Origin of the sequence: Pedobacter gandavensis, from assembly GCF_032678465.1 — a bacterium.
GTDB classification, from domain to species: domain Bacteria; phylum Bacteroidota; class Bacteroidia; order Sphingobacteriales; family Sphingobacteriaceae; genus Pedobacter; species Pedobacter gandavensis_B.
Genome location: NZ_JAVTSK010000002.1, coordinates 1 through 21,352, shown reverse-complemented (window position 1 = coordinate 21,352; position 21,352 = coordinate 1). Strand labels below are relative to the sequence as shown.

General features: G+C 39.7%; 18 protein-coding genes. 5 read left to right on the top strand and 13 right to left on the bottom strand.

Going from position 1 to position 21,352, the window contains the following annotated elements:
* The first annotated feature begins 16 nt into the window (after positions 1-16).
* Positions 17-577 carry a hypothetical protein gene (locus R2Q94_RS03195; protein ID WP_316819992.1) on the top strand — a complete coding sequence of 187 codons (561 nt, stop codon included), beginning with the start codon at positions 17-19 and terminating at the stop codon, positions 575-577.
* Here R2Q94_RS03195 and R2Q94_RS03190 read toward each other — a convergent pair.
* From R2Q94_RS03190 to rpsO, 6 genes are all read right to left on the bottom strand, one after another.
* Positions 557-1,801, bottom strand: coding sequence for a DUF1015 domain-containing protein (locus R2Q94_RS03190; protein ID WP_316819991.1), 1,245 nt, complete (start codon positions 1,799-1,801; stop codon positions 557-559). The two genes, R2Q94_RS03195 and R2Q94_RS03190, sit on opposite strands and share 21 nt — an antisense overlap.
* Before the next feature lie 57 nt (positions 1,802-1,858).
* On the bottom strand, positions 1,859-2,809 hold the full coding sequence (locus R2Q94_RS03185) for a D-2-hydroxyacid dehydrogenase (protein ID WP_316819990.1): 951 nt from the start codon (positions 2,807-2,809) through the stop codon (positions 1,859-1,861).
* 12 nt (positions 2,810-2,821) lie between these two features.
* Positions 2,822-3,886: a 3-phosphoserine/phosphohydroxythreonine transaminase gene (gene serC / locus R2Q94_RS03180; RefSeq protein ID WP_316819989.1), complete on the bottom strand. Its 1,065-nt coding sequence runs from the start codon at positions 3,884-3,886 to the stop codon at positions 2,822-2,824.
* A gap of 281 nt (positions 3,887-4,167) precedes the next feature.
* Positions 4,168-4,839, bottom strand: coding sequence for a ribulose-phosphate 3-epimerase (gene rpe / locus R2Q94_RS03175; protein ID WP_316819988.1), 672 nt, complete (start codon positions 4,837-4,839; stop codon positions 4,168-4,170).
* A gap of 94 nt (positions 4,840-4,933) precedes the next feature.
* Positions 4,934-7,081, bottom strand: a complete 2,148-nt coding sequence (gene pnp / locus R2Q94_RS03170; protein WP_316819987.1) for a polyribonucleotide nucleotidyltransferase — start codon at positions 7,079-7,081, stop codon at positions 4,934-4,936.
* A gap of 117 nt (positions 7,082-7,198) precedes the next feature.
* On the bottom strand, positions 7,199-7,504 hold the full coding sequence (gene rpsO / locus R2Q94_RS03165) for a 30S ribosomal protein S15 (RefSeq protein ID WP_316819986.1): 306 nt from the start codon (positions 7,502-7,504) through the stop codon (positions 7,199-7,201).
* 165 nt (positions 7,505-7,669) lie between these two features.
* Here rpsO and R2Q94_RS03160 point away from each other — a divergent pair, with 165 nt between their 5' ends.
* Positions 7,670-8,089, top strand: a complete 420-nt coding sequence (locus R2Q94_RS03160; protein WP_316819985.1) for an acyl-CoA thioesterase — start codon at positions 7,670-7,672, stop codon at positions 8,087-8,089.
* 116 nt (positions 8,090-8,205) lie between these two features.
* Here the strand turns inward: R2Q94_RS03160 and R2Q94_RS03155 are convergent, their stop codons facing one another.
* From R2Q94_RS03155 to R2Q94_RS03135, 5 genes are all read right to left on the bottom strand, one after another.
* Positions 8,206-8,634 carry an Hsp20/alpha crystallin family protein gene (locus R2Q94_RS03155; protein ID WP_316819984.1) on the bottom strand — a complete coding sequence of 143 codons (429 nt, stop codon included), beginning with the start codon at positions 8,632-8,634 and terminating at the stop codon, positions 8,206-8,208.
* Positions 8,635-9,059: 425 nt separating this feature from the next.
* Entirely contained in the window at positions 9,060-10,457 is a 1,398-nt protein-coding gene (locus R2Q94_RS03150; protein ID WP_316819983.1) for a c-type cytochrome domain-containing protein, read from the bottom strand.
* A gap of 5 nt (positions 10,458-10,462) precedes the next feature.
* A complete protein-coding gene (locus R2Q94_RS03145; protein ID WP_316819982.1) occupies positions 10,463-11,374 on the bottom strand; it encodes a sugar phosphate isomerase/epimerase family protein in 912 nt (303 codons plus the stop codon).
* A gap of 71 nt (positions 11,375-11,445) precedes the next feature.
* A complete protein-coding gene (locus R2Q94_RS03140; RefSeq protein ID WP_316819981.1) occupies positions 11,446-12,954 on the bottom strand; it encodes a DUF1501 domain-containing protein in 1,509 nt (502 codons plus the stop codon).
* 5 nt (positions 12,955-12,959) lie between these two features.
* Positions 12,960-15,695, bottom strand: coding sequence for a DUF1553 domain-containing protein (locus R2Q94_RS03135; RefSeq protein WP_316819980.1), 2,736 nt, complete (start codon positions 15,693-15,695; stop codon positions 12,960-12,962).
* 152 nt (positions 15,696-15,847) lie between these two features.
* Here R2Q94_RS03135 and R2Q94_RS03130 point away from each other — a divergent pair, with 152 nt between their 5' ends.
* Positions 15,848-16,699 carry an AraC family transcriptional regulator gene (locus R2Q94_RS03130; protein WP_316819979.1) on the top strand — a complete coding sequence of 284 codons (852 nt, stop codon included), beginning with the start codon at positions 15,848-15,850 and terminating at the stop codon, positions 16,697-16,699.
* Positions 16,700-16,708: 9 nt separating this feature from the next.
* On the opposite strand, the gene R2Q94_RS03125 is transcribed toward R2Q94_RS03130, so the two are convergent.
* Positions 16,709-17,497 (bottom strand): SDR family NAD(P)-dependent oxidoreductase, encoded by a 789-nt coding sequence (locus tag R2Q94_RS03125; RefSeq protein WP_316819978.1) that lies wholly within the window; start codon positions 17,495-17,497, stop codon positions 16,709-16,711.
* Positions 17,498-17,565: 68 nt separating this feature from the next.
* Positions 17,566-18,732: a mandelate racemase/muconate lactonizing enzyme family protein gene (locus R2Q94_RS03120; RefSeq protein WP_316819977.1), complete on the bottom strand. Its 1,167-nt coding sequence runs from the start codon at positions 18,730-18,732 to the stop codon at positions 17,566-17,568.
* Between the two features lie 273 nt (positions 18,733-19,005).
* Between R2Q94_RS03120 and R2Q94_RS03115 the strand changes: the two genes are divergently transcribed.
* Positions 19,006-20,433: an MATE family efflux transporter gene (locus R2Q94_RS03115; protein ID WP_316819976.1), complete on the top strand. Its 1,428-nt coding sequence runs from the start codon at positions 19,006-19,008 to the stop codon at positions 20,431-20,433.
* Between the two features lie 47 nt (positions 20,434-20,480).
* Positions 20,481-21,266: a DUF3575 domain-containing protein gene (locus tag R2Q94_RS03110; RefSeq protein ID WP_316819975.1), complete on the top strand. Its 786-nt coding sequence runs from the start codon at positions 20,481-20,483 to the stop codon at positions 21,264-21,266.
* The last annotated feature ends 86 nt before the right edge of the window (positions 21,267-21,352 follow it).

Here is a 21,352-nt window from a genome sequence, read left to right as displayed (position 1 = left end):
AAACACATACAGAACTATGATTAAAAACTTCTTATTGCTGCTTTTCGTTGGTTTTTTCAGTCTTAACGCAGCGGCCATTCGAGTAGATACCAGTGCTTATCAATTGCAACGATTGAAAATAAATGCCTTACTGGCAGAGAGAAGCAACAGATTCGGACAATATGACCAGAGTCTTGATGCAAGAACGGGAATTTTTGGTTTTCAAACTAAAAGAGACATTAAGAATTCGAACGAGATTCTCCGACAAATTGTCCTGAACGATAACCAGATTTTTAAAGAACTTAAAATCCTGATGGATTACAAAGACCAGGAGGTTAAAAATGTAATCATCAACTCCAATACCACCAATGGGAGAATTCAGAACTACATGCTATCTATAAAGAAATTGCAGGACCAGAATGAAAATTTGAGAAAAGAAATCTCTACCATAGAAAAAGGGAGAACATCTTACTATTATATCATTGCATTTCTGGGCTTGTTAATCGTAGGGCTAATTTGGTTCGGATATAAAAAAGGCTTGTTTAATGAATTGGGTAAAAACAATGGCAAAAGCAACTCAATTAAAATAATTCGTTAGCAGACCTACTAAAAACTTTGGTTCTACCCAGGTTGATTTCGGTGGCATTACGCCATCCGCTTCTGCCACTGCGATCACCTGTTCTACAGAGGTTGGAAACAAAGTAAAAGCAATCACATACAAACCATTATCTACTTTTTCCTGTAAATCGCTCAATTTTGTCCGTCCTCCTTCAAAGGTAATTCTGGCATCTGTTCTAGGGTCTTTAATACCCAGAATCGGCTCTAAAATAAAGTTTTGTAAAATGCTAACATCTAATACAGCAACAGGATCGTTTTCATCATAAATAGTCGGCTTTGGTTGGAGTACATACCACTGTCTGTTGAAATACATACCAATTTCATGTAAATATTTCGGTTTAAAACTTTCAGCAACCGGACTCAGCTTAAAACTTTCTAATAAAGCACTCATAAAGTCGGTCTCCGACAAACTGCCTAAATCTCTCACCAGTCTGTTAAATTCCAGAACTTTTACTTCTTTCGTATTCATATAAACTGTAGTGAAATAGTTATACAGTTCAGATCCAGTGTGCAGCAGCCCATTTAAGGCTTGTTTATGCAAACCCATTTTAGCCATGGAAGCTGCACGATGATGACCATCTGCAATATAAACAGTGGGAATTGCTGCAAAAGCAGCTACCATTTCCTGCAAATCCTTCACATCATTTATAGCCCATACCCGATGCTCGGTTTTATCAGCAAACACAAAATCTAAAGCAGGTTTAAGACTGGTATACTTTTTCAGCAATCGATCTATGACAGGATCGGGATGATAAGTAATGAGCACAGGATTAGCATCCAGACCTGTTTGTTGCAGATAATCTGCCAATAGTTTCTCTCTTCGTTCCACCGTAGACTCATGCTTCTTAATGCGTCCTTCCAGGTAATCACTGATGTGAGTGAGCGTCCAAATTCCAGTCTGACATAAACCATCATGAAGCACCTGATATACGTAAATTACGGGTGTTTTTTCTTTCTCCAAATAATGGTGCTCCAAAAATCCTTCAAAATTCTCGGCAATTTTCTTGAAAATGAGTTCTTGCCGGGTTCCTCTAAGATAGGGATTGTCCAGTTCAGGATTAATCAGATGCAGAAAACTACAACTGTTCTCAGAAGCAATCAGTCGTGCTTCCCCAGACCCATAATTTTCCAATGGACGGGTCACCACCTTTGATTGCAGGTGTATTGCAGGTTTTAATCCGCAGAATGGTTTTATATTTGGCATAGGAGGAGGAGGAAATGAGGTGCCCTGTTTTAAGCACCTCATTAAAAGCTATTGATACTATTTATTAAAATGTTCAATAATCAGGTTGGCCAATTCCACACCGATACGTTCTTGTGCTTCATTCGTTGCCGCACCAATATGTGGCGTTAAAGAGATTTTAGCATGTTTAAGAATAGCAGCTGCAGGCGTTGGTTCATTGTCAAACACATCAAGGCCTGCGAAGGCTACCTTACCACTGTCTAACGCAGCAATCAAAGCCGTCTCGTCGATTGTACCACCTCTTGAACAGTTCACCACACCAACACCCGATTTCATTTTTTCAAACTCGGCAGCACCTAAGATAGGCTGATCCGCAAAAGGAGTATGTAAACTGATGAAATCACTATTGCTGATCACTTCTTCAAGGGATACCGTTTTCACTGGAATATCAACTTTGATACCAGCTTGAAGGTTAAGAGTTAAGTTACCTTCGAATGGGAAAAGATCATAAGCCAGGACATTCATACCCAAACCTAAAGCGACTGTGGCTGTTTCTCTTCCAATTCTACCAAATCCAATGATACCAATCGTTTTACCTCTCAATTCTACACCTTTAGCATATGCTTTTTTAAGTGCATTGAATTTAGTATCACCTTCAGCTGGCATTTTTCTATTGGAATCCTGTAAGAAACGAACACCTGTAAACAAGTGCGCGAATACCAGTTCCGCAACAGATAAAGAAGAGGCTGCCGGAGTATTGATAACTGCCAGACCTTTACTTCTCGCGTAGTCTACATCAATATTATCCATGCCAACACCACCTCTACCAATCAGTTTCAGGTTTGGACATTTATCTATAAGTTCCTGGCGAACTTTTGTGGCACTACGTACCGTAATTGCATCATAATTTTGTAAAGCCTCAGCTAATTTATCCTGAGCTACGGTTTCTGTATTTACTACAAAACCTGCTTGTTCCAATAAGGCTTTACCGATAGGATCAATCCCATCGTTAGCAAGTATCTTGATCATCAATTATATATTTTATTGGTGTTTCTCTGCAAAAATCTGCATTAATTCAATTAAAGTGTGTACACTGGTAATAGGAAGCGCATTGTACATAGAGGCTCTGAAACCACCTACACTTCTGTGCCCTTTGATTCCTTCAATACCATTTTCTTCTGCGAATTTCAGAAATGGTTTTTCCAATTCGGGATTTTCCATGACGAAACATACGTTCATTCTGGAACGGTCTTCTACTGCACAAGTACCTTTAAACAAAGGATTTCTATCGATTTCCGCGTATAAAGCTCTTGCTTTTGCAATGTTTTCTTTTTCAATCTCAGCAACACCACCTTTAGATTTCAACCAACGAAGGTTTAACATGGCTACATAGATAGAAAATACAGGAGGCGTATTGTACATAGATCCACCTTCAATATGTACTTTATAGTCTAACATTGAAGGAACCTTTCTACCAGATTTACCTAAGATCTCGTCTTTCACAATCACTACGGTTAAGCCGGCAGGGCCGATGTTTTTCTGCGCACCAGCATAGATCAGGTCGTACTTAGATACGTCGATCACTCTGCTCATGATGTCGGAGGACATGTCGCACACTACAGGAACTTTAGTTTCCGGTAAGTCGAACATTTCTGTTCCATAAATGGTGTTGTTGGAGGTACAATGAAAATAAGCACTATCTTCAGGGATGCTATACGCTTTAGGAATAAAAGTATAGTTTGATGATTTCGATGAAGCTACAATATTTGCAGTTCCAAAATTAACGACCTCTTTGATCGCTTTGTTTGCCCATACTCCTGTCTCCAGGTAACTGGCTGTTTGGCCTTCAGGCAATAAGTTCATAGGAACCATTGCAAATTGCAAACTCGCACCACCTTGTAAAAAGAGAACGGAATAACCGGCAGGAACATTTAATAATTCTTTAACCAACTTCCCGGCCTCTTCCACTACACCTTCAAATTCAGGTGTGCGGTGTGAGATCTCCAGAATAGACAAGCCGTCTTTAAAATCAAGTACTGCTTGTGATGCTTGCTTGAAAACTTCCTGTGGTAGGATACAGGGTCCAGCGCCGAAATTATGTCTCATTTTTATGTTTATTTTTATTGGTTGTAAATGTAATATTTTATATGATTTAATGATTCTAATTTTTAAACTTAATAGATATTAAAGGGTTAACCCAACTATCAGCTAAACAATTAGCTCAAAAACCAGCAAAATAAAATGGGCAAACGATTGCCATTACGGCTATAGAATATAGCGTTTAACTAACCTGGAGATGGCATTTAAACGTTATAGCAGATTAACTAATAATAAGCTATAAAAAAGAAAATATAGTGCGAAGGAAATGATTTTTAAGCGGCCTGCAATTAGATTTTAAAAGTACTTGTGTTTAGATCTTTCATTTCTGCAATCATTGCAGTTGGATCAGGAGCAGCAAAGATGGCATTGCCGGCTACAAATGCTACAGCACCTGCATCAATTAAGGCTTCCAGATTATGTATCCCTACTCCACCATCCACTTCAATGATCAGTTCAGGATTTGATACAGCGGCCATAGCTTTCAGCTCTCTCAATTTATTTAGGGTATTGGGGATAAATTTTTGTCCGCCAAAACCTGGATTAACAGACATCACCAATACTAAATCTAAATCTGCAAGGATATCTTTTAAAAGCGTTACAGGCGTATGAGGATTAATTGCTACACCAGCTTTACATCCTGCTGCATGAATTGCCTGCACCGTACGGTGAAGATGCACACAAGCCTCATAATGAACGGTAATCACCGCAGCTCCAGCTTCGGCGAAACGCTCAATATACTGATCAGGGTTTACAATCATCAAATGTACATCCAATGGTTTGGTAGCATATTTCTTTATTGCCTCTAATACGGGGAATCCAAAAGAGATATTCGGTACAAAAACACCATCCATTACATCCACATGGAACCAATCTGCTGCACTGGAATTGATCATTTCAATATCACGCTGAAGATTTGCAAAGTCGGCGGAAAGTACAGATGGTGCGATGATGTGTTTCATAGGATCGATTTATGGTTAGGTAAATATAATGAAATAAAGCTTTTTAAACCAAAAAACCCCGCGAATTGCGGGGTTTTGAGTATTGCTTATAAAATTAAGCCGGAGTATTTTCAGCAGCTGCTTCTGGTTTTGGTGGACGAGGCAATAAAGCTTTTCTAGAAAGTTTCATTTTACCTTGTTTGTCAATATCCAAAAGTTTCACTTGAATTCTGTCGCCTTCTTTGAACACACCATCCATTGTCTCTAAACGAGTCCAATCGATCTCAGAGATGTGTAGTAATCCGTCTTTTCCTGGCATGATTTCTACGAATGCACCAAAAGGCATGATAGATTTCACTTTACCATCATAAGTAGCACCTATGTCTGGTTTAGCAGCAATCGCGTTGATACGGGTAACCGCAGCGTCAATAGCCGCTTTATTATCAGCAAAGATCTCAACGATACCTTTATTACCTACTTCTTCAATAGAGATAGAAGCACCGGTTTCACGTTGCATTTCCTGGATAATTTTACCGCCTGGGCCGATTACAGCACCAATAAATTCTTTATCAATTGTTAGAGAAACGATACGTGGCGCGTGATCCTTGTAGTCTTCACGTGGTGCAGCAATCGTTTTCTTCATTTCGTTCAAGATGTGTAGACGAGCATCTTTAGCCTGGTTAAGGGCGTTAGTTAAAACTTCCCATTTCAAACCATTGATTTTTAAGTCCATCTGACAAGCAACAATACCTTTTTCAGTACCAGTTACTTTAAAGTCCATATCACCTAAATGATCTTCATCTCCTAAGATATCTGAAAGGATAGCATATTTACCAGTTTTCTCATCCGTGATTAATCCCATAGCAATACCAGATACTGGCGCTTTGATTTTAATACCTGCATCCATTAATGCTAATGTACCAGCACAAACAGTTGCCATAGATGAAGAACCGTTAGATTCTAAAATATCAGAAACGATACGGATCGTGTATGGGTTTTCTTCTAAACCTGGTAATACTTTTTTCAATGAACGCATAGCCAGGTTACCGTGACCAATTTCACGACGACCAGCACCTCTGTTCGGGCGAACCTCTCCAGTAGAGAATCCAGGGAAGTTATAGTGAAGTAAGAATTTGTTGTAACCATTGATGAATGCACCATCAATCATTTGCTCATCATCTTTAGAACCTAAAGTAACTGTAGTTAATGATTGAGTTTCACCACGTGTAAATACTGCTGAACCGTGAGCAGAAGGAAGGTAACTTACTTCAGACCAGATTGGGCGCACTGTACGTACATCACGACCATCTAAACGAATTCCTTCGTCCAATACCAGGTTACGGATGGCATCATACTGTACATCATGGAAATATTTTTTAGCTAAGAATGAAGTTACATCATCGATGTCTTCACCTAAAGTAGCTACAAAGTCAGCAAGAATAGCGGCGAAAGCATCAGTGCGCTCAGCTTTACTTGTATTGCTTTTTGCAACTGCATATACTTTATCATAAGTAGCAGCAAATACTGACGCTCTCAATTCAGGGTTGCTGTCTTCATGAGAATAAGTACGTTTAACTGTTTTACCTACTAATTCAGCCAATTCTTTTTGAGCCTGAACCTGAATGATGATGGCTTTGTGAGCGAACTCAATAGCTTCCACCATATCCGCTTCAGAAATCTCATCAGCTTCACCTTCTACCATTACGATGTCTCTTTCAGTACCAGCAACCAGGAATTCCATTGTTGCGCGTTCTAAATCACTTACATAAGGGTTGATAACAAAGTTACCGTCAATTTTAGCCACACGTACTTCAGAGATTGGTCCATTGAAAGGAATATCTGAAACCGCAATAGCAGCCGAAGCAGCTAATCCAGCTAAACAATCTGGCATAATATTTTTATCAGAAGAGATCAAAGTGATCATCACCTGAGTATCAGAGTGGTAATCCTCAGGGAACATCGGGCGTAAAGCACGGTCAACCAAACGAGAAATCAAAACTTCATAGTCTGATAATCTTGCCTCACGACGTAAGAAACCACCAGGAATACGGCCAGCGGCAGCATATTTCTCTTGATAATCTACAGATAATGGTAAGAAATCCACCCCTGCTTTAGCACCTACTGAAGATACAACAGTAGCCAATAGCATGGTGTCTCCCATTTTAACAACTACAGAACCATCAGCTTGTTTCGCTAATTTTCCTGTTTCAATTTCGATAATTCGTCCGTCGCCAAGGTCGAACGATTTTTTTATTACATTCATTTAAAGAGTGTTGTGGTGTGTTTTCCTCTTTCTACACACCTGATTTATATATGTTAATTTTATTATTCAAAGTAAAAAAGCCATCCCTAAGAATGGCTTTTCCTGATATTTTAACGCTTATTTGCTATCTCTCGATGAACCTAAAGGTTTGATGATGTCCCTTAAGCCTAACGATTTGATAACAGCACGGTAGCGGTTGATATCTTTTTTAAATAGATATGCCAAAATACCACGGCGTTTACCTACTAATTTTTGTAGTGATAACTGAGTAGAAAAATCTTTACGGTTTTTCTTTAAGTGCTCAGTTAAATGTGCAATACGGTAAGTAAACAATGCTACTTGACCTTCAGCAGAACCTGTGTTAGTTTCTACTTCGCCGTGTGTTTTGAAGATTTCGGCTTTCTTTTCTTTACTTAAATACATTTCTTGAATGATACTAAAGTGTGTATGGATTAATTAATTGGGTGCAAAGATAGTTTAAGTTTTAATGATTCGCAAAAAAACAATTGTCATACGCGTTCAATTTACACCACTAGGATCAAATATATCAAAATCTAAACCTTATTTTTGACGCAGAACGAAGAAAACATGGAAAAGAACGAATACAGTATATTTCAAACTGAATTAAAAGTACGCCCAGATGATATAGATATGTTCCAGCATGTGCACAATAGCAAGTATTTTGATTATGTGCTTTCTGCCCGCTATGATCAAATGGAGGAATTTTATAAAATGTCTATGGAATCTTTCCTGGAAAGTGGCTATGGTTGGGTGGTACGCACTGCTCATGTCGACTTTAAACGCCCCTTAATTTTAGGTGATGTGATTTTAATCCGCACTGGTATCCTGACGATTAATGAAAAAGGCTGCAGAGTTCAATTTGAAATGGAGAATAAACGGAGTGGAAAAATCGCTTCTGATGGTTGGTTTGATTATGTAATGATCGATACAAAAACCGGTAAAGGTTGCAAGGTAAATGACGAAATGATTAAAGCTTATAGCATATAAACATCAGGTTGTGCCCTTTATAAAAAAAGCCCTCAGCTGATTTATTGGCTGAGGGCTGGATTGAATAAGCCAGATGAGCTAGTAATTATTTGATAATCTTCTCTTAAAAAACATAATTATTTAATTTCAATCTGACGTACCGCATTTTTTGCTTCTTCCTTTTTAGCTACTTCAATCACCAATACACCATCTTTATAGGTCGCATCAATACTGCCATGATCTACCGAATCAGGCAAAGTGAATGAACGTAAGAAAGAAGTATAACTGAACTCCTGTTTCTTATATTTTTTATCTTCTTTTTTAACTTCAGCAGAGATGGTCAATACATCCCCTTCCAGATTAACCTTGAAATCTTCTTTCTTCAATCCTGGAACTGCCATTTCTATGTGATACTGATCGTTAGTCTCGCTGATGTTTACATCAGGTATCTTAGTGATCAAATGATTTGGCAATAAAGCATCGGAAAATATAGATCCGAAAACATCGTTGAATTCGTTCAACAATCCAGTGTTTTTTGCTCCATTATTAAATTTAGCTAATGACATATATAATCCTCCTTTTATTTTTAGAATTTATCTATCTATACAAAAAAAATTAAATACACCAAGCTTAGTTCAAGTCCTGTGCCAACCCGAAAAAACAGCACTTTAACGCCAGTAAAAAAACGTTTTTATGAAAAATTTTCAGTTTACAAGAGAAAAATTGACAGGTTTCAAGAAAAAAAGTCAGCATAGATAATTGGGTGATCGCATCATCTTTTTTAAACGGACTTTTATAGGTCAATTTTTCCTATGGTAGAAATGCCCTGATTGAATTCGTATAGAATGTTAATAGATTTTAGTATTAATATCGAATGTATATCATTCTATCGGGATATTAATGATCAGATTTCATTCTGAAAAAGCAAGGCTTGTTTCGTATTTTATGGTTCAAACCAATATACGAAACAAGCCTTTCGCTACACATAGGTTTATTTTACTTCTGTGGTGTCCTGCGCTAGAAAGGGTAAAGTATAATTTCCGAAATCAAGGCCTACCTTTTTAAAGGACAGTCTCAATTTAGCCTGATCTTCCTCCTCCACAGCTGTTTGATACAGGTAAAGATGTTGTAAATCTTTAAGACCTTTAAGCTGAGCAATGACACCTGCGGAGCTTACCTTGGCAGCTACCAAATTGATGACCTGTAATTTTGAAAGGTCTTTAAGCGAGCTTAACCCCTTATCGCTGATCACTGTTTGACTCAGGTTAATTTTTCTCAGATTCTGCAGTTTAGCAACCGCACCCATGCTTTGATCTACTATAGAAGAACCCGACAAATTAAGCCAGATCAATTGTTTCTTCAAAGGTTCCAAAAGTTTCAAAACTTCCGGATCTGCTTTTGCAGTGACAAAGCTGGCCGACAGATAATTGCTATTACTCAATACCGGAATCACCACTACCCCTGCTTTCTTTAATTGCTCAATTGCGGCTGCATCGGCTTTCTCTACTTCTTCTTCTGGAATTTCTGCCGTAATCGTTTTCTTAACAATTACAGATCCAGTCTGAAAACTTAATAATATTGGTTTTATCTCTTCGGGTTGCTTTAAATCTGATACTTTCTGGTCCGCTTTAGCACCCTCATTAATCCACCATTGCAATAATGCAATCTCCTCCGCGGTTAACTGTGGTTTTTCTTTCGGCGGCATATGGTCATCATTAGAAATTGGCAACAGCATTCTTTTAATCAATTCACTTTCATTAGCTCTTCCAGGTATCAGGCTCGTTCCTTCTTCCCCACCTTTGAGCATAAAACTAATGTTATCCATCCTCAGTTTACCTTTTTGTTTTTCTGCACCATGGCAGCTGTAACAGCGGTTTTGTAAAAGTGGTTGAACCAAATGCGTATAAGCAATTGCTTTCTGCACATCAGGCACAGAAGGTATAGCTACTTTAGTACTTTCTCCCTTCAATGCCGCAGTCATGTAATCAGAACCATGGGTTAAGGACCCTCCATAGTGACCTGTAAGCGTAATCAGGATAACCAATGCAGCAGAGGTCGCATTAAGCAGAACTTCCTTAACTCCTATTCGATACATCAGATAAAGGATCGAGGCAATGACAGAAACACCAATACCCATCCAAAAATGCAGCTCTACCAGGTCCCCCTCATAATCCCCACTTTGAGAAAGGAGGTATCCGCTGGCAGAAGAAAAAATCGCAGCCAGGGCACCTAACAAACAAATGATCGGTATCGCAGGACGCAAAAAGCTAAACTTCGTATTTATCGTTAACAGCTGAAAAAAACAACCCAGCAATAGAATTCCTATAGGCAGATGGACGAGAATTGGATGAAATCGCCCAATAAATTCAGGTATATTTAAAAGGATCATTCTTCTTATTGATAACGTTTACGTAATAAATTCATCATAAATACATTGACTGCCCATTGATCTACAACCGGTTGTCGGGTGTAAGGTAAGGTAGGCATGTAATCTGGTGGGCCAAACTCCGTAAGGATCGTCATTCGTTCTCCTTTTCTTTTCTTTCTTTCGACCACCTGATCCCACCAGGCCAAATGTGCATTTAGTGCATCCACCCATTCCGGTGCTCTTGGATCACTCACCTGTGGTCCTTCAGCATGACCAACTCTGGAATGGATATGATCTACCCTGTCTAATGCCAGCGCGATGGTCTCTTTCTGATTTCCCAACAAGCTTTCATGCACCACACACCAATGAGAAATATCCAGAGTAATTCTTAGTTCGGGATTCTTTTCGATGAAATTCTTTGCAATTGGGGCGGTATACAACATTCTGCCGCGGTGCGTTTCATGGTAAATTGGAATTCCTGATGACTTTGCCCGCTTCACCGTAAAATCAATGATTTTCTTATTTTGCTCATAAGTAAAGTAATCCTTTCCAGAATGACAATTGATATACACAGCCTTCTGAAAAGAATTTTCGAGGACCGCATCAATATTTTTCATAAATGAACTAAGGTGCTGATCGGGATCATGCTCCCCAGCTCCACAAAGAAATCCCACCTGTAAATTGTGTTTTTTCAAAGCGTCAAACAGCTCTTGCTGAGCCTTCAAATCACTACCTGGCCACCAAACTTCTACCCCTTCATAACCATCTCTTTTTGCCATAGCGCAAAAATCCTCCGTTGAGCCATTGAAGCCCCATGAAGTGGCCATAAAGTACAATTCATAACCCGCTCCAGCCTTCACATAAGGAAGTTCAGTAGCGTTAATTTCGGCATAAGGGGCTAAGATTCCCCCTGCGGCAGCCCTTACCGTAGTTTTCAAAAAATGTCGTCTATCTTGGTGCATTTAGTTTGTCGTAATCGCGGTTAAACGTGGTGGTTATCAAATATATTCTATGCAACAATGTCCCGGATCACTTTTCCGGCAACATCAGTTAAGCGGAATGGCCTACCCTGAAAAGGGAAGGTAAACTGTTCATGGTCGAAACCAAGCTGATTCAAAATGGTGGCCTGAATATCGAAAGCGTCAACCTTTCCGCTAATCGCACTGTAGCCAATCTCGTCGGTCTCTCCATGTGTATAGCCTTTCTTTATGCCGCCACCTGCCATCCACATCGTGAAAGCTTCCGTATGATGATCTCTCCCGTTGTATGGATTTTGTACGCCATTTCTGTTTTCCATCATTGGTGTTCGGCCAAATTCACCACCCCAAACTACCAGGGTATCCTCCAGCATTCCTCTTTGTTTCAGGTCAAGCAAAAGAGCTGTGATTGGTTTATCTGTACTCCGACATTTATTCTTCAACCCGATATTCAGAGAATTGGCAGGGCCATCGCCATGTGCATCCCAACCCCAATCAAACAACTGCACAAAGCGAACTCCCTTTTCTACCAGTTTGCGCGCTAACAGTACATTATTGGCAAAACAGGCTTTTCCAGGCTGCGTGCCATACATATCATGAATATATTGAGGCTCATTGTTAATATTCATCACCTCAGGCGCTGAGATCTGCATCCGGTATGCCATCTCATACTGAGCTACCCTGGATTGAATCTCCGGATCATTATAAGTGGCGTACTCCTCTAAATTCGAAGTATTGATCGCATCTATAGAAGCCTTTCTTAAATCCCTGCTCATGCCATGAGGATCTTTAATGAACAACACCGGGTCTCCTTCACTCCTACATTGTACACCCTGATAAACGGAGGGTAGAAAACCACTACCCCAGATACTTTTTCCAGCATCTGGAAAACTTCCACCGCTGGTTAGCACAACAAAACCCGGTAGATTTTGATTCTCAGTACCCAGACCATAAGTCGCCCAGCTACCAATACTGGGCCTTCCCAAACGGGGACTTCCGGTATGCATCAACAACTGTGCAGGAGCATGATTAAACTGATCTGTCGTTACTGCTTTTAAGAAACTTACATCATCTGTCATCGTGGAGAAGTGTGGCATATTATCGCTCACCCATGCCCTGCTTTGGCCATGCTGTGCAAAATTTGCCTGTGGCCCTAACATCTTAGGTACTCCGGTAATGAAGGCGAATTTTTTTCCTGCCAATAAGGATGGTGGACAATCCTGCCCATCCATTTTTTTTAGTTCTGGCTTAAAATCAAACAGTTCTAACTGCGATGGTGCACCAGCCATATGTAAATAAATCACACTTTTTGCTTTTCCAAGAAAAGGAGGTGACTTTGGCAACAAAGGATGTGCAGCATCATATAAAACAGGGTTATTTGCTGTTGCTCCATAATTACAGCCTCCGAATAAGGCAGCCATTGCCAGGCCCCCCAAACCCATTGCACTCTCCTTTAAAAAATGTCTACGTGTATAAGCGGCTGCCTGGATTTCATTTGCTTCTTTTACCAATCGGTAGGCGTTTAGTTCATCTCTAGTCATATCATTTAATTTTTTGTAACGACCTCGTCAAGGTTCAGCATTGCATTTGCGACGACCACCAATGCAGCGCTTTCCGGGGTTTTATTTTCAGCTGTACCCATTAGCTCATTTATTTTTGCAGGATTTACTTTATAATCAGCTAAAGCCTTACGGTATAAATCATCAAATATTTTCAATTTCTGTGCAGGAATGGGTTTATACAACATTTGCTGATAACCTGCTGCAATTTGTTTGAGGATTTCCTTGCCGCCTTCTTTTTGCATTCTCAGCGCAAAATGCCTGGCCAGATCAATGTAGACCCCATCATTCAGCGTTACCAATGCCTGTAAAGGCGTATTTGTCCGAATTCTTCTTGGCGCACAAGCCACCCTCATCGCCCCATCAAAAGCAATCATAGAAGGATATGGTGAAGTTCTTTTCCAATAAGTATAGATCGCTCTTCTATATTGATCCTCACCGGTTGCGTTGTTCCATCTATCACCATTGTACGGAGAACTCCAGATGCCCTCAGGCTGCCATGGCGTCACACCTACCCCATACATTTTCGTGCTCAACATCCCACTGATAGCCAGATGCTGGTCACGTAATTGCTCTGCTGACAAACGCATTCTTGGTCCACGTGCATAGAATTTGTTGAATTGATCCTTTTCTTTAATCTGATCAGTCAAGCGGGAATCCTGTCTATAAGTTGCACTCATCACCATTTCTTTGATCATCTTTTTCACACTCCATTTATACTCGTGCATAAACTCCCATGATAAATGATCCAATAGTTCCTTATGCGTAGGATTCATTCCCTGAGTACCCATATCTTCCAGTGTTTCCACGATCCCCGTCCCAAACAACTGTTCCCATAGACGATTAGCCATGGTTCTGGAAAGTAATGGATTTTTGACATCGGTTAACCACATCGCTAATCCCATTCTATTTTTTGGTGCATTGGCAGGCATTGCATATTGTAGTGTTTTTGGCACTCCGGGCTGCACTTCCTTACCATGTGAAGTCCAGGCTCCACGTTCAAAAACATACGTTTTACGCATCCTATTGCTTGGATTTTCTACCATGACCGGAATCGTTCTTACATTGGCATTCAACAGCGCCCAGAAAGTCATTTTATTTTCCGCATAATCAGGCCTTCCTTTTCCAGGAAATTGCTGACCAAAATGAAACCAATCGAACGTAACAACTGTCTCATCTTTGTTGGTAACGGTAGGGTTATAATAACTCAAATACACATCATGTACACCCTTTTGAATCTTAAAATCAACAGGAAGATTTTGAGCACCACTAGTCGCAGGCACATCCCATTCTGCGAAAACCGGACCATTGTGTTGGTCTAATCGCAATTGCATTTTACCACCTTTCTTTCCAGTGGAGTAACGATAAATCAATTGGTCCACCTGATTCAAATCTACTTTCTCAATTCTTGCTACTCCATTATTCTTAAAGAAAAGTGCAATGTTGTTGTTTCCAATTACCGCATTCATCAATTTATCTGTAGTCGTAGAATTAATAGTTGGTTGTCCGGTTTTTAAAAACTTATGAATTTCTTTTGATTTAGCATCGGAAACATTATGCTTCAACCAGGACGTTAATGAAATCAACTTGTTGTTCAGCGAATCGTTGTACTGCCTCAACAAAGGATATTCCGAAGCCAGATCTTCATCCCTTGAATTGTTAAAATAAGCCATAAACTTATAATACTCGTCATCCTTAAAAGGATCATAAGGATGACTATGACATTGTACACAGGCAAAAGTGGTACTGAGTAAACCTTCCCAGGTGGTGTTCACCCGATCCATAACTGCTGATACCCTAAATTCTTCATTATTCGTCCCTCCTTCATCATTAGTCATGGTATTTCTATTGAAAGCAGTGGCGATATACTGGTCGTCCGTAGGATTTACAAAGAAATCTCCGGCAATCTGTTCCGTAATAAACTCATTATAAGGCTTGTCTTTATTAAATGCACGGATCACCCAATCACGGTACTGCCAGATGTTTCTATTTCCATCAGATTCGTATCCTTTGGTATCTGCATAACGGGCAACGTCTAGCCACATCGAAGCCCATTTTTCTCCGAAACGGGGAGAGGCCAATAAGGAATCCACCAATATCTCATACGCTTTATCAGCGTCTTTGGCATGGAGGTAATTTTTGATTAAGGATTCAGCAGGAACTGTCCCAATTAAATCAAGACTAACTCTTCTCAATAAGGTAGGCTTATCTGCTTCAGCGGAAGGTTTAAGTTTTTCTTCTTCTAATTTTGCCAGGATAAAATTATCGATATTGTTTCTTCCCCAATCCTGGTCAACGTCAGGAATTTCAACTTCCTTAACCGGTAAATAAGCCCAATGGTCACCCCACTTGGCTCCTTGTTTTACCCATCTCTTAAAAATGTCAATCTCTTCTTCACTAAGCGCCGTATGTTTATAAGGCATTCTTAACTCCGGATCATTGATCACTAAACGCTTAATCATTTCACTGTCTTCCGGCTTTCCAGGAATGATGGCTGGTTTACCACTTTTGGTTGCAGCAAGTGCTTCCTCTTCAAACAACAGACTAAATCCACCTTGCTTTTTCACCCCTCCGTGGCAGGAGATACATTTCTTATTGATGATCGGTTTTACTTCCGTATTGAAATCAACCGTTTTCTCATAAGGCATAAACAGCACAGCTGAGAGAACCAGCACTACAAGTATGCACAGCACCCACAGCTTCTTATTACTCAAGAACTTCATGGTTATATTGGTTTGGTTTATTTGTGTAAAATAAAATTACCATCAATTCAACCCCTGAACAATACTTCAATTGTCTAATACTGACACTATATTGTCAATAATATTCACTTTTAAAATAAAATTTGCAAATTCACCATATGCAACCGCTATTAATGGAAACAAATACCGTCCATCAGCAAACGATATTTGTGAAAGAAATAAATGTCAAAAACCTGACTAATCCTGTTCATTTTCATAATGAATATGAGTTGGTATTGATCACCCAAAGTAAAGGAAGAAGGATTGTGGGCGATAGTATCGAAAATTTCGAAGAAGGTGATTTGGTCTTAATCGGTCCTAATCTTCCGCATGTCATGTACAACGATAAATCCTATTATGAACCAGAAAATAAGCAACCAGTAACTGCTACGGTAATGTATTTCAGAATGGATTGGCTAAAGGAAGAATTTGTCCATTCCAAGGAAATCCCTCAACTTCATGACTTACTACTGGATATTAATCGTGGAATCAAGGTATATGGTGATACGCACAAACAAGTAGTTCTATTATTGAATCAATTAATAGCCAGTAAGGGATTGGGTAGAATCATACATTTATTGAGTATTTTAAACTTACTTTCAGAAAGCAAGGAGTATATATGTCTATCCAGTCTTGGTTACACCAATCCACACAACCAGAAAGATGTACAACGAATTAGTAAGATCTATAACTATATTATGGCGAATTTTACTGAAGACATTTCTCTTGAAACTGCGGCAACACTCGCCAGCATGACAACTTCGGCTTTTTGCAAATATTTCAAGGCCAGAACTCAGAAAACATTTACCCATTTTGTGAACGAGATCAGAATCGGCCATGCCTGTAAATTGTTGTTCGATGATCACCTTAGCATGACTGAAATTTGTTATCAATCCGGATTTAACAACCTGACCAATTTTAACAGAAATTTTAAGCTGTATACCAGGCTAAGTCCTTCGGAATTCAAGAAAAACCTAAAAATATAATTTCAATAATTAATTATCCTGCATCAAAGCACTTCTTCCTCCATCGATGAGATAAGTGGTCCCACTGGCAAAAGCTGCATATTCGCTCACTAAAAACACACACCAGCCTCCGATCTCTTCAGGAGTTCCTAATCGCTTAACCGGATGCAAATCTATTGTTCGTTGTTTTTCCTTTTCAGGATTATCAAAAGAATCGAACCAATTCTGATTTCCTGGGGTATCAATAAATCCCGGAGCAATACCAATGGTTCTTATCTTTGGGCCCCATTCAATCGCCAGACTCCTAACCAGACCTGTTAAAGCGGTTTTAGCCACGTTATAAGGGAAACAGCCAGGGATAGTTGATGAGCCATGATTTGATGTCATGATGAGGATTACACCATTATTTACTTCCAGATAAGGTTTACATAGTTTTGCCAATCGCCAATGAGAACTAAGATTCAGATCCATATTTTGCTGCCACTCACTTTCCCCACAATCAATAACCCCTTCGAAAAAATTCCTTCCCGCATTAGAAACAAGGACATCCAACTTTCCGTTGAAGTGTTCCAGCACCTTGGTTACAAAATCTTTCATTTCTGCAGGACGACTCAGATCTGCCTGATGATAATAAACATCAGTGCCTTCTTCCTCAACCGCTGCTATGAAATTTTGCACTTCCAAACTATTTTCTTTTTCCAACGCACAACCTGCAATAGTGCAACCTGCTTTTGCCAGCATCTTTGCAATTCCAAGGCCAATGCCAGAACTGACGCCAGTGATTATTGCGACCTTCCCCGCAAGATTGATTTCAAACATATTTGTATCTTATAAAACTATAATTAAATCCTGCTGACAATTAATCGAACTTTAGATCGTCCCTCTTATTAAACATAAAAACCAGGCCTTGGCACTACAATTCCAGGATGTTTTTCCATCTCTTCTTCTACTAAATCCACGCCCAAACCTGGGCGGTCGGATAAATGCAGGTGACCATCTTTTATCATTTCCTGGATTGGATGTGTAATTACTGTATCCCTCCATGGCACATCATTAAACATGAATTCCTGTCTGAAGAAATTAGGGATGGCGGCACAAACATGTGCAGAAGCCAGCGTAGACAAGGGGCCATTAGGATTATGTGGTGCCAATAATACATTATAAGCCTCCATCATGGTTGCCATTCGCTTCATTTCTGAAGGACCGCCGCAACGCGTAATATCCGGCATAATGAAATCACACACATTCTTTTCCAGCAAAGGTCGAATCCCATGGCGGGTATAATGCCTCTCTCCAACGCATATAGATACATTTGAAGGAATTCTTTCACGCATAGACTTTAAAGTATCAGCGTTTTCCGGTCCTGCCGGCTCCTCATACCAGGTGATGTCCAGTTCAGATAAACGTTGTGCCATTTTCACAGCAACCCGATAATTAAGCATGGCATGAGTCTCAATCATAATGTCAAAATCAGAGCCTACAGCTTCCCGAACAGCCTTACTCAATTCAAAAGCCAGATCTTGTTGTTTTGTTGTCAATTGGAGGTTACAGGAGAGGTCCTCTCCATAAAGATAATTTGTATGTGCAAATGGATCAAATTTCAACCCGGTAAACCCCGCTTCTTTTACTTTTAAGGCCTGTGCCACGTAATCAGCTATATGATGTCCACCACCAGTAAACCAATAATTTGCATACAAAAGGATATCCTTTCTAAAAGCCCCACCAAGTAATTCATAGCAGGGTGTTTTCAAAACTTTTCCTTTTAAATCAAGTAAGGCCATATCCACACCACTAATCGCACACATACTTGCACCAAAAGGCCCTACCCAATTGAGGTCTCTGTATAATTTTGTCCAAATGAAATCAGTTCTCATTGGATCTAATCCGATAATACGTTCAGCTACATGCTTGGCTGCATGATATACAATGGGGCTACCTGGCCAGTTGGTCGCTTCCCCTACTCCCGTATGCCCTGTATCTGTATATATTTTTAAAAAAGTCCAGTTGTACTTTACACCTTCAACCAGCCAAACTTTGACATCGGTAATTTTCATTTTAACAATCTTTTAGTGGCTATGCTTACATATGGCTGTAAGAATAATGAAAATTTCCCAGAGCCAATCAAGAAATCACTCCAATAAAAAGGATCTTTTTTAATAATTTATATTAAATAAACTATATTTGATTTTATAAAACCGCAGTACGATGATAGTATTTCACGTCCGTTTAAGGTTCTAAAACCGAGGACACTCTTCCTTAAAACGATCAATAATCAGCCTGCTTTTTGAAGCTGATAACGGTTTATTTCTAATTTTTTTCCTTTTTATATGTCAGCACAACAAGCAGCTTCACAAAGCAAGCTATCTAGAATTATATCCCTTTTAAAGCAGGCTTTAAAAGGTGAAGATCTTGATTTCACACAAGGCAGTATCCGTAAAGGGGTAATACTACTGGCCATTCCGATGATGCTGGAAATGGCAATGGAGTCTGTATTTGCATTGGTGGATTTGTATTTTGTAGGTCACCTTCCAAATAGTAGTCATGCCATACAAACCGTAGGATTAACAGAGTCGGTATTGACCATTATTTACTCTTTGGCGATTGGAATGAGTATGGCCGCAACGGCAGTCGTAGCCAGAAGAATCGGGGAGAAAAATCCGGAGGCTGCGGCAAAAGCAGGTGTACAGGCAATTTTAATCGCTGTTGCCTTCAATCTGATCATTAGTCTTATAGGGGTCATCTATGCCGCAGACATTTTGTTATTGATGGGCGCCTCAGCCGAGACTGTAGCCCATGGAACAACTTTCACTCAGATTATGATGGGTGGTAGTGTCATTATTGTCCTGCTTTTTCTCATCAATGGTATTTTTAGAGGTGCTGGAAATGCGGCCATTGCGATGAAAAGTCTTTGGATTGCAAACATTGCGAACATCATTTTATGTCCGGTTTTGATCAATGGCCTTGGTCCTATCCCTGCCTTCGGCTTAACTGGTGCTGCAATTGCAACTACTATTGGAAGAAGTATGGGGGTAGTCTATCAAATCTGGCATCTGGTAAGTGGGAAAGGATTATTAAAAGTCCGCCTCTCCTACTTAAAACCTCATTTTGAACAAATGAAAGCATTATTAAAAATTGCTACTCCTGGTATTTTTCAGTTTATCATCGCCTCTTGCAGCTGGATTTTCCTGGCGCAACTCGTGGCCACAACTGGTGGTGATCACGGCTCTGCTGGTTATCAAACGGCATTAAGACTAATGATGTTTTTTATGTTGCCCGCATGGGGAATGAGTAATGCCGCGGCAACTTTGGTAGGGCAAAATCTCGGTGCAAAACACCTCCAACGGGCGGTAGACGCTGTGATGACGACGGCAAAATACATTGTGATCTATATGGTTTTTGTAATGGCCCTTACTTTTATTGTGGGTTATTATTTCATTTCGTTTTTCACGAATGATCAAGTAGTTCAGGAGGTTGCGCTGCATGCACTTCAGATCATGAGTCTAGGCTATATTTTTTATGGAATAGGGATGGTTCTGGTCAGCACTTTTAATGGTGCCGGAGATACCTGGACCCCTACCTGGGTGAACTTCTTTGGTTTCTGGTTATTCCAGATTCCCCTGGCCTTTTTACTGGCTAAACATTTTGAGTTGGGGCCAACAGGAGTATTCATTGCGATTCCTGTTGCAGAGATCGGCATTGCCATTGCAGGTTATGTATTGTTTAAAAAAGGAAGATGGAAAACTATTAAGGTTTAAACGTTTAAAAAGCATAATTTAGCCCATTCAAAACAAATTGTATTTCTATGAAAAAAATCTTTACTAAAACAATGTTTATCTGCGGCATGATGGCACTTAGCTTTTCAGCTTCCAATAGCTTTGCACAGGAAGCAAATGCGAATCAGGAACAGGAAAGTGCAGCTGCTAAAAACCTGGTTAAATGGAATGTGGCTGCAATAGCTTTAAAAACTTATTCTTTTCAATATGAGCGTGCGGTAGGTAAACGGATGTCGGTTTCCTTGGGTTTCAGAATGATGCCAAAATCTCATGTCCCTTTCAGTTCGACTTTCAAAAGTCTGATTGACGACGACCAAACCTGGGAAAGCATTAAAGATTTCAAAACTGGGAACTTTGCAATCACACCGGAGTTTAGGTATTATGTTGGCCAGTCTGTATTCCGTGGATTTTATGTAGCTCCTTTTGTAAGGTATTCAAGATATAACGTTGCACTTCCTTATAATTATGAAGCAACTTTCGGTACTACAACTGTAAAGGATAGAATTGATATGGATGGTAACATCAGCACATTGACAACTGGTTTACTTTTAGGCGCACAATGGAAACTGAGTAAAGCAATATATCTGGATTGGTGGATTTTAGGCCCTAACTACGGATCAGCCTCAGGTAGTATTTCAGGAAAAAAGAACTTAAGCAATGAAGAACAACAAGCACTTAGAGAAGCCTTAACTGATTTGGATGACCTACCCTTGGTCAAAACTAAATCTACTGTAGATGCCAATGGTGCAAAAATTGATTTCAGTGGCCCATGGGCAGGTTTGAGATCAGGACTAAGTTTTGGTTACCGTTTCTAAGACCAGCTACTTTATAACACCTACTTTAACCTTCAGTACTTAAAGTAGAGGGAATAAAATAAAGAGGCCGCCTTAACTTCGATTTA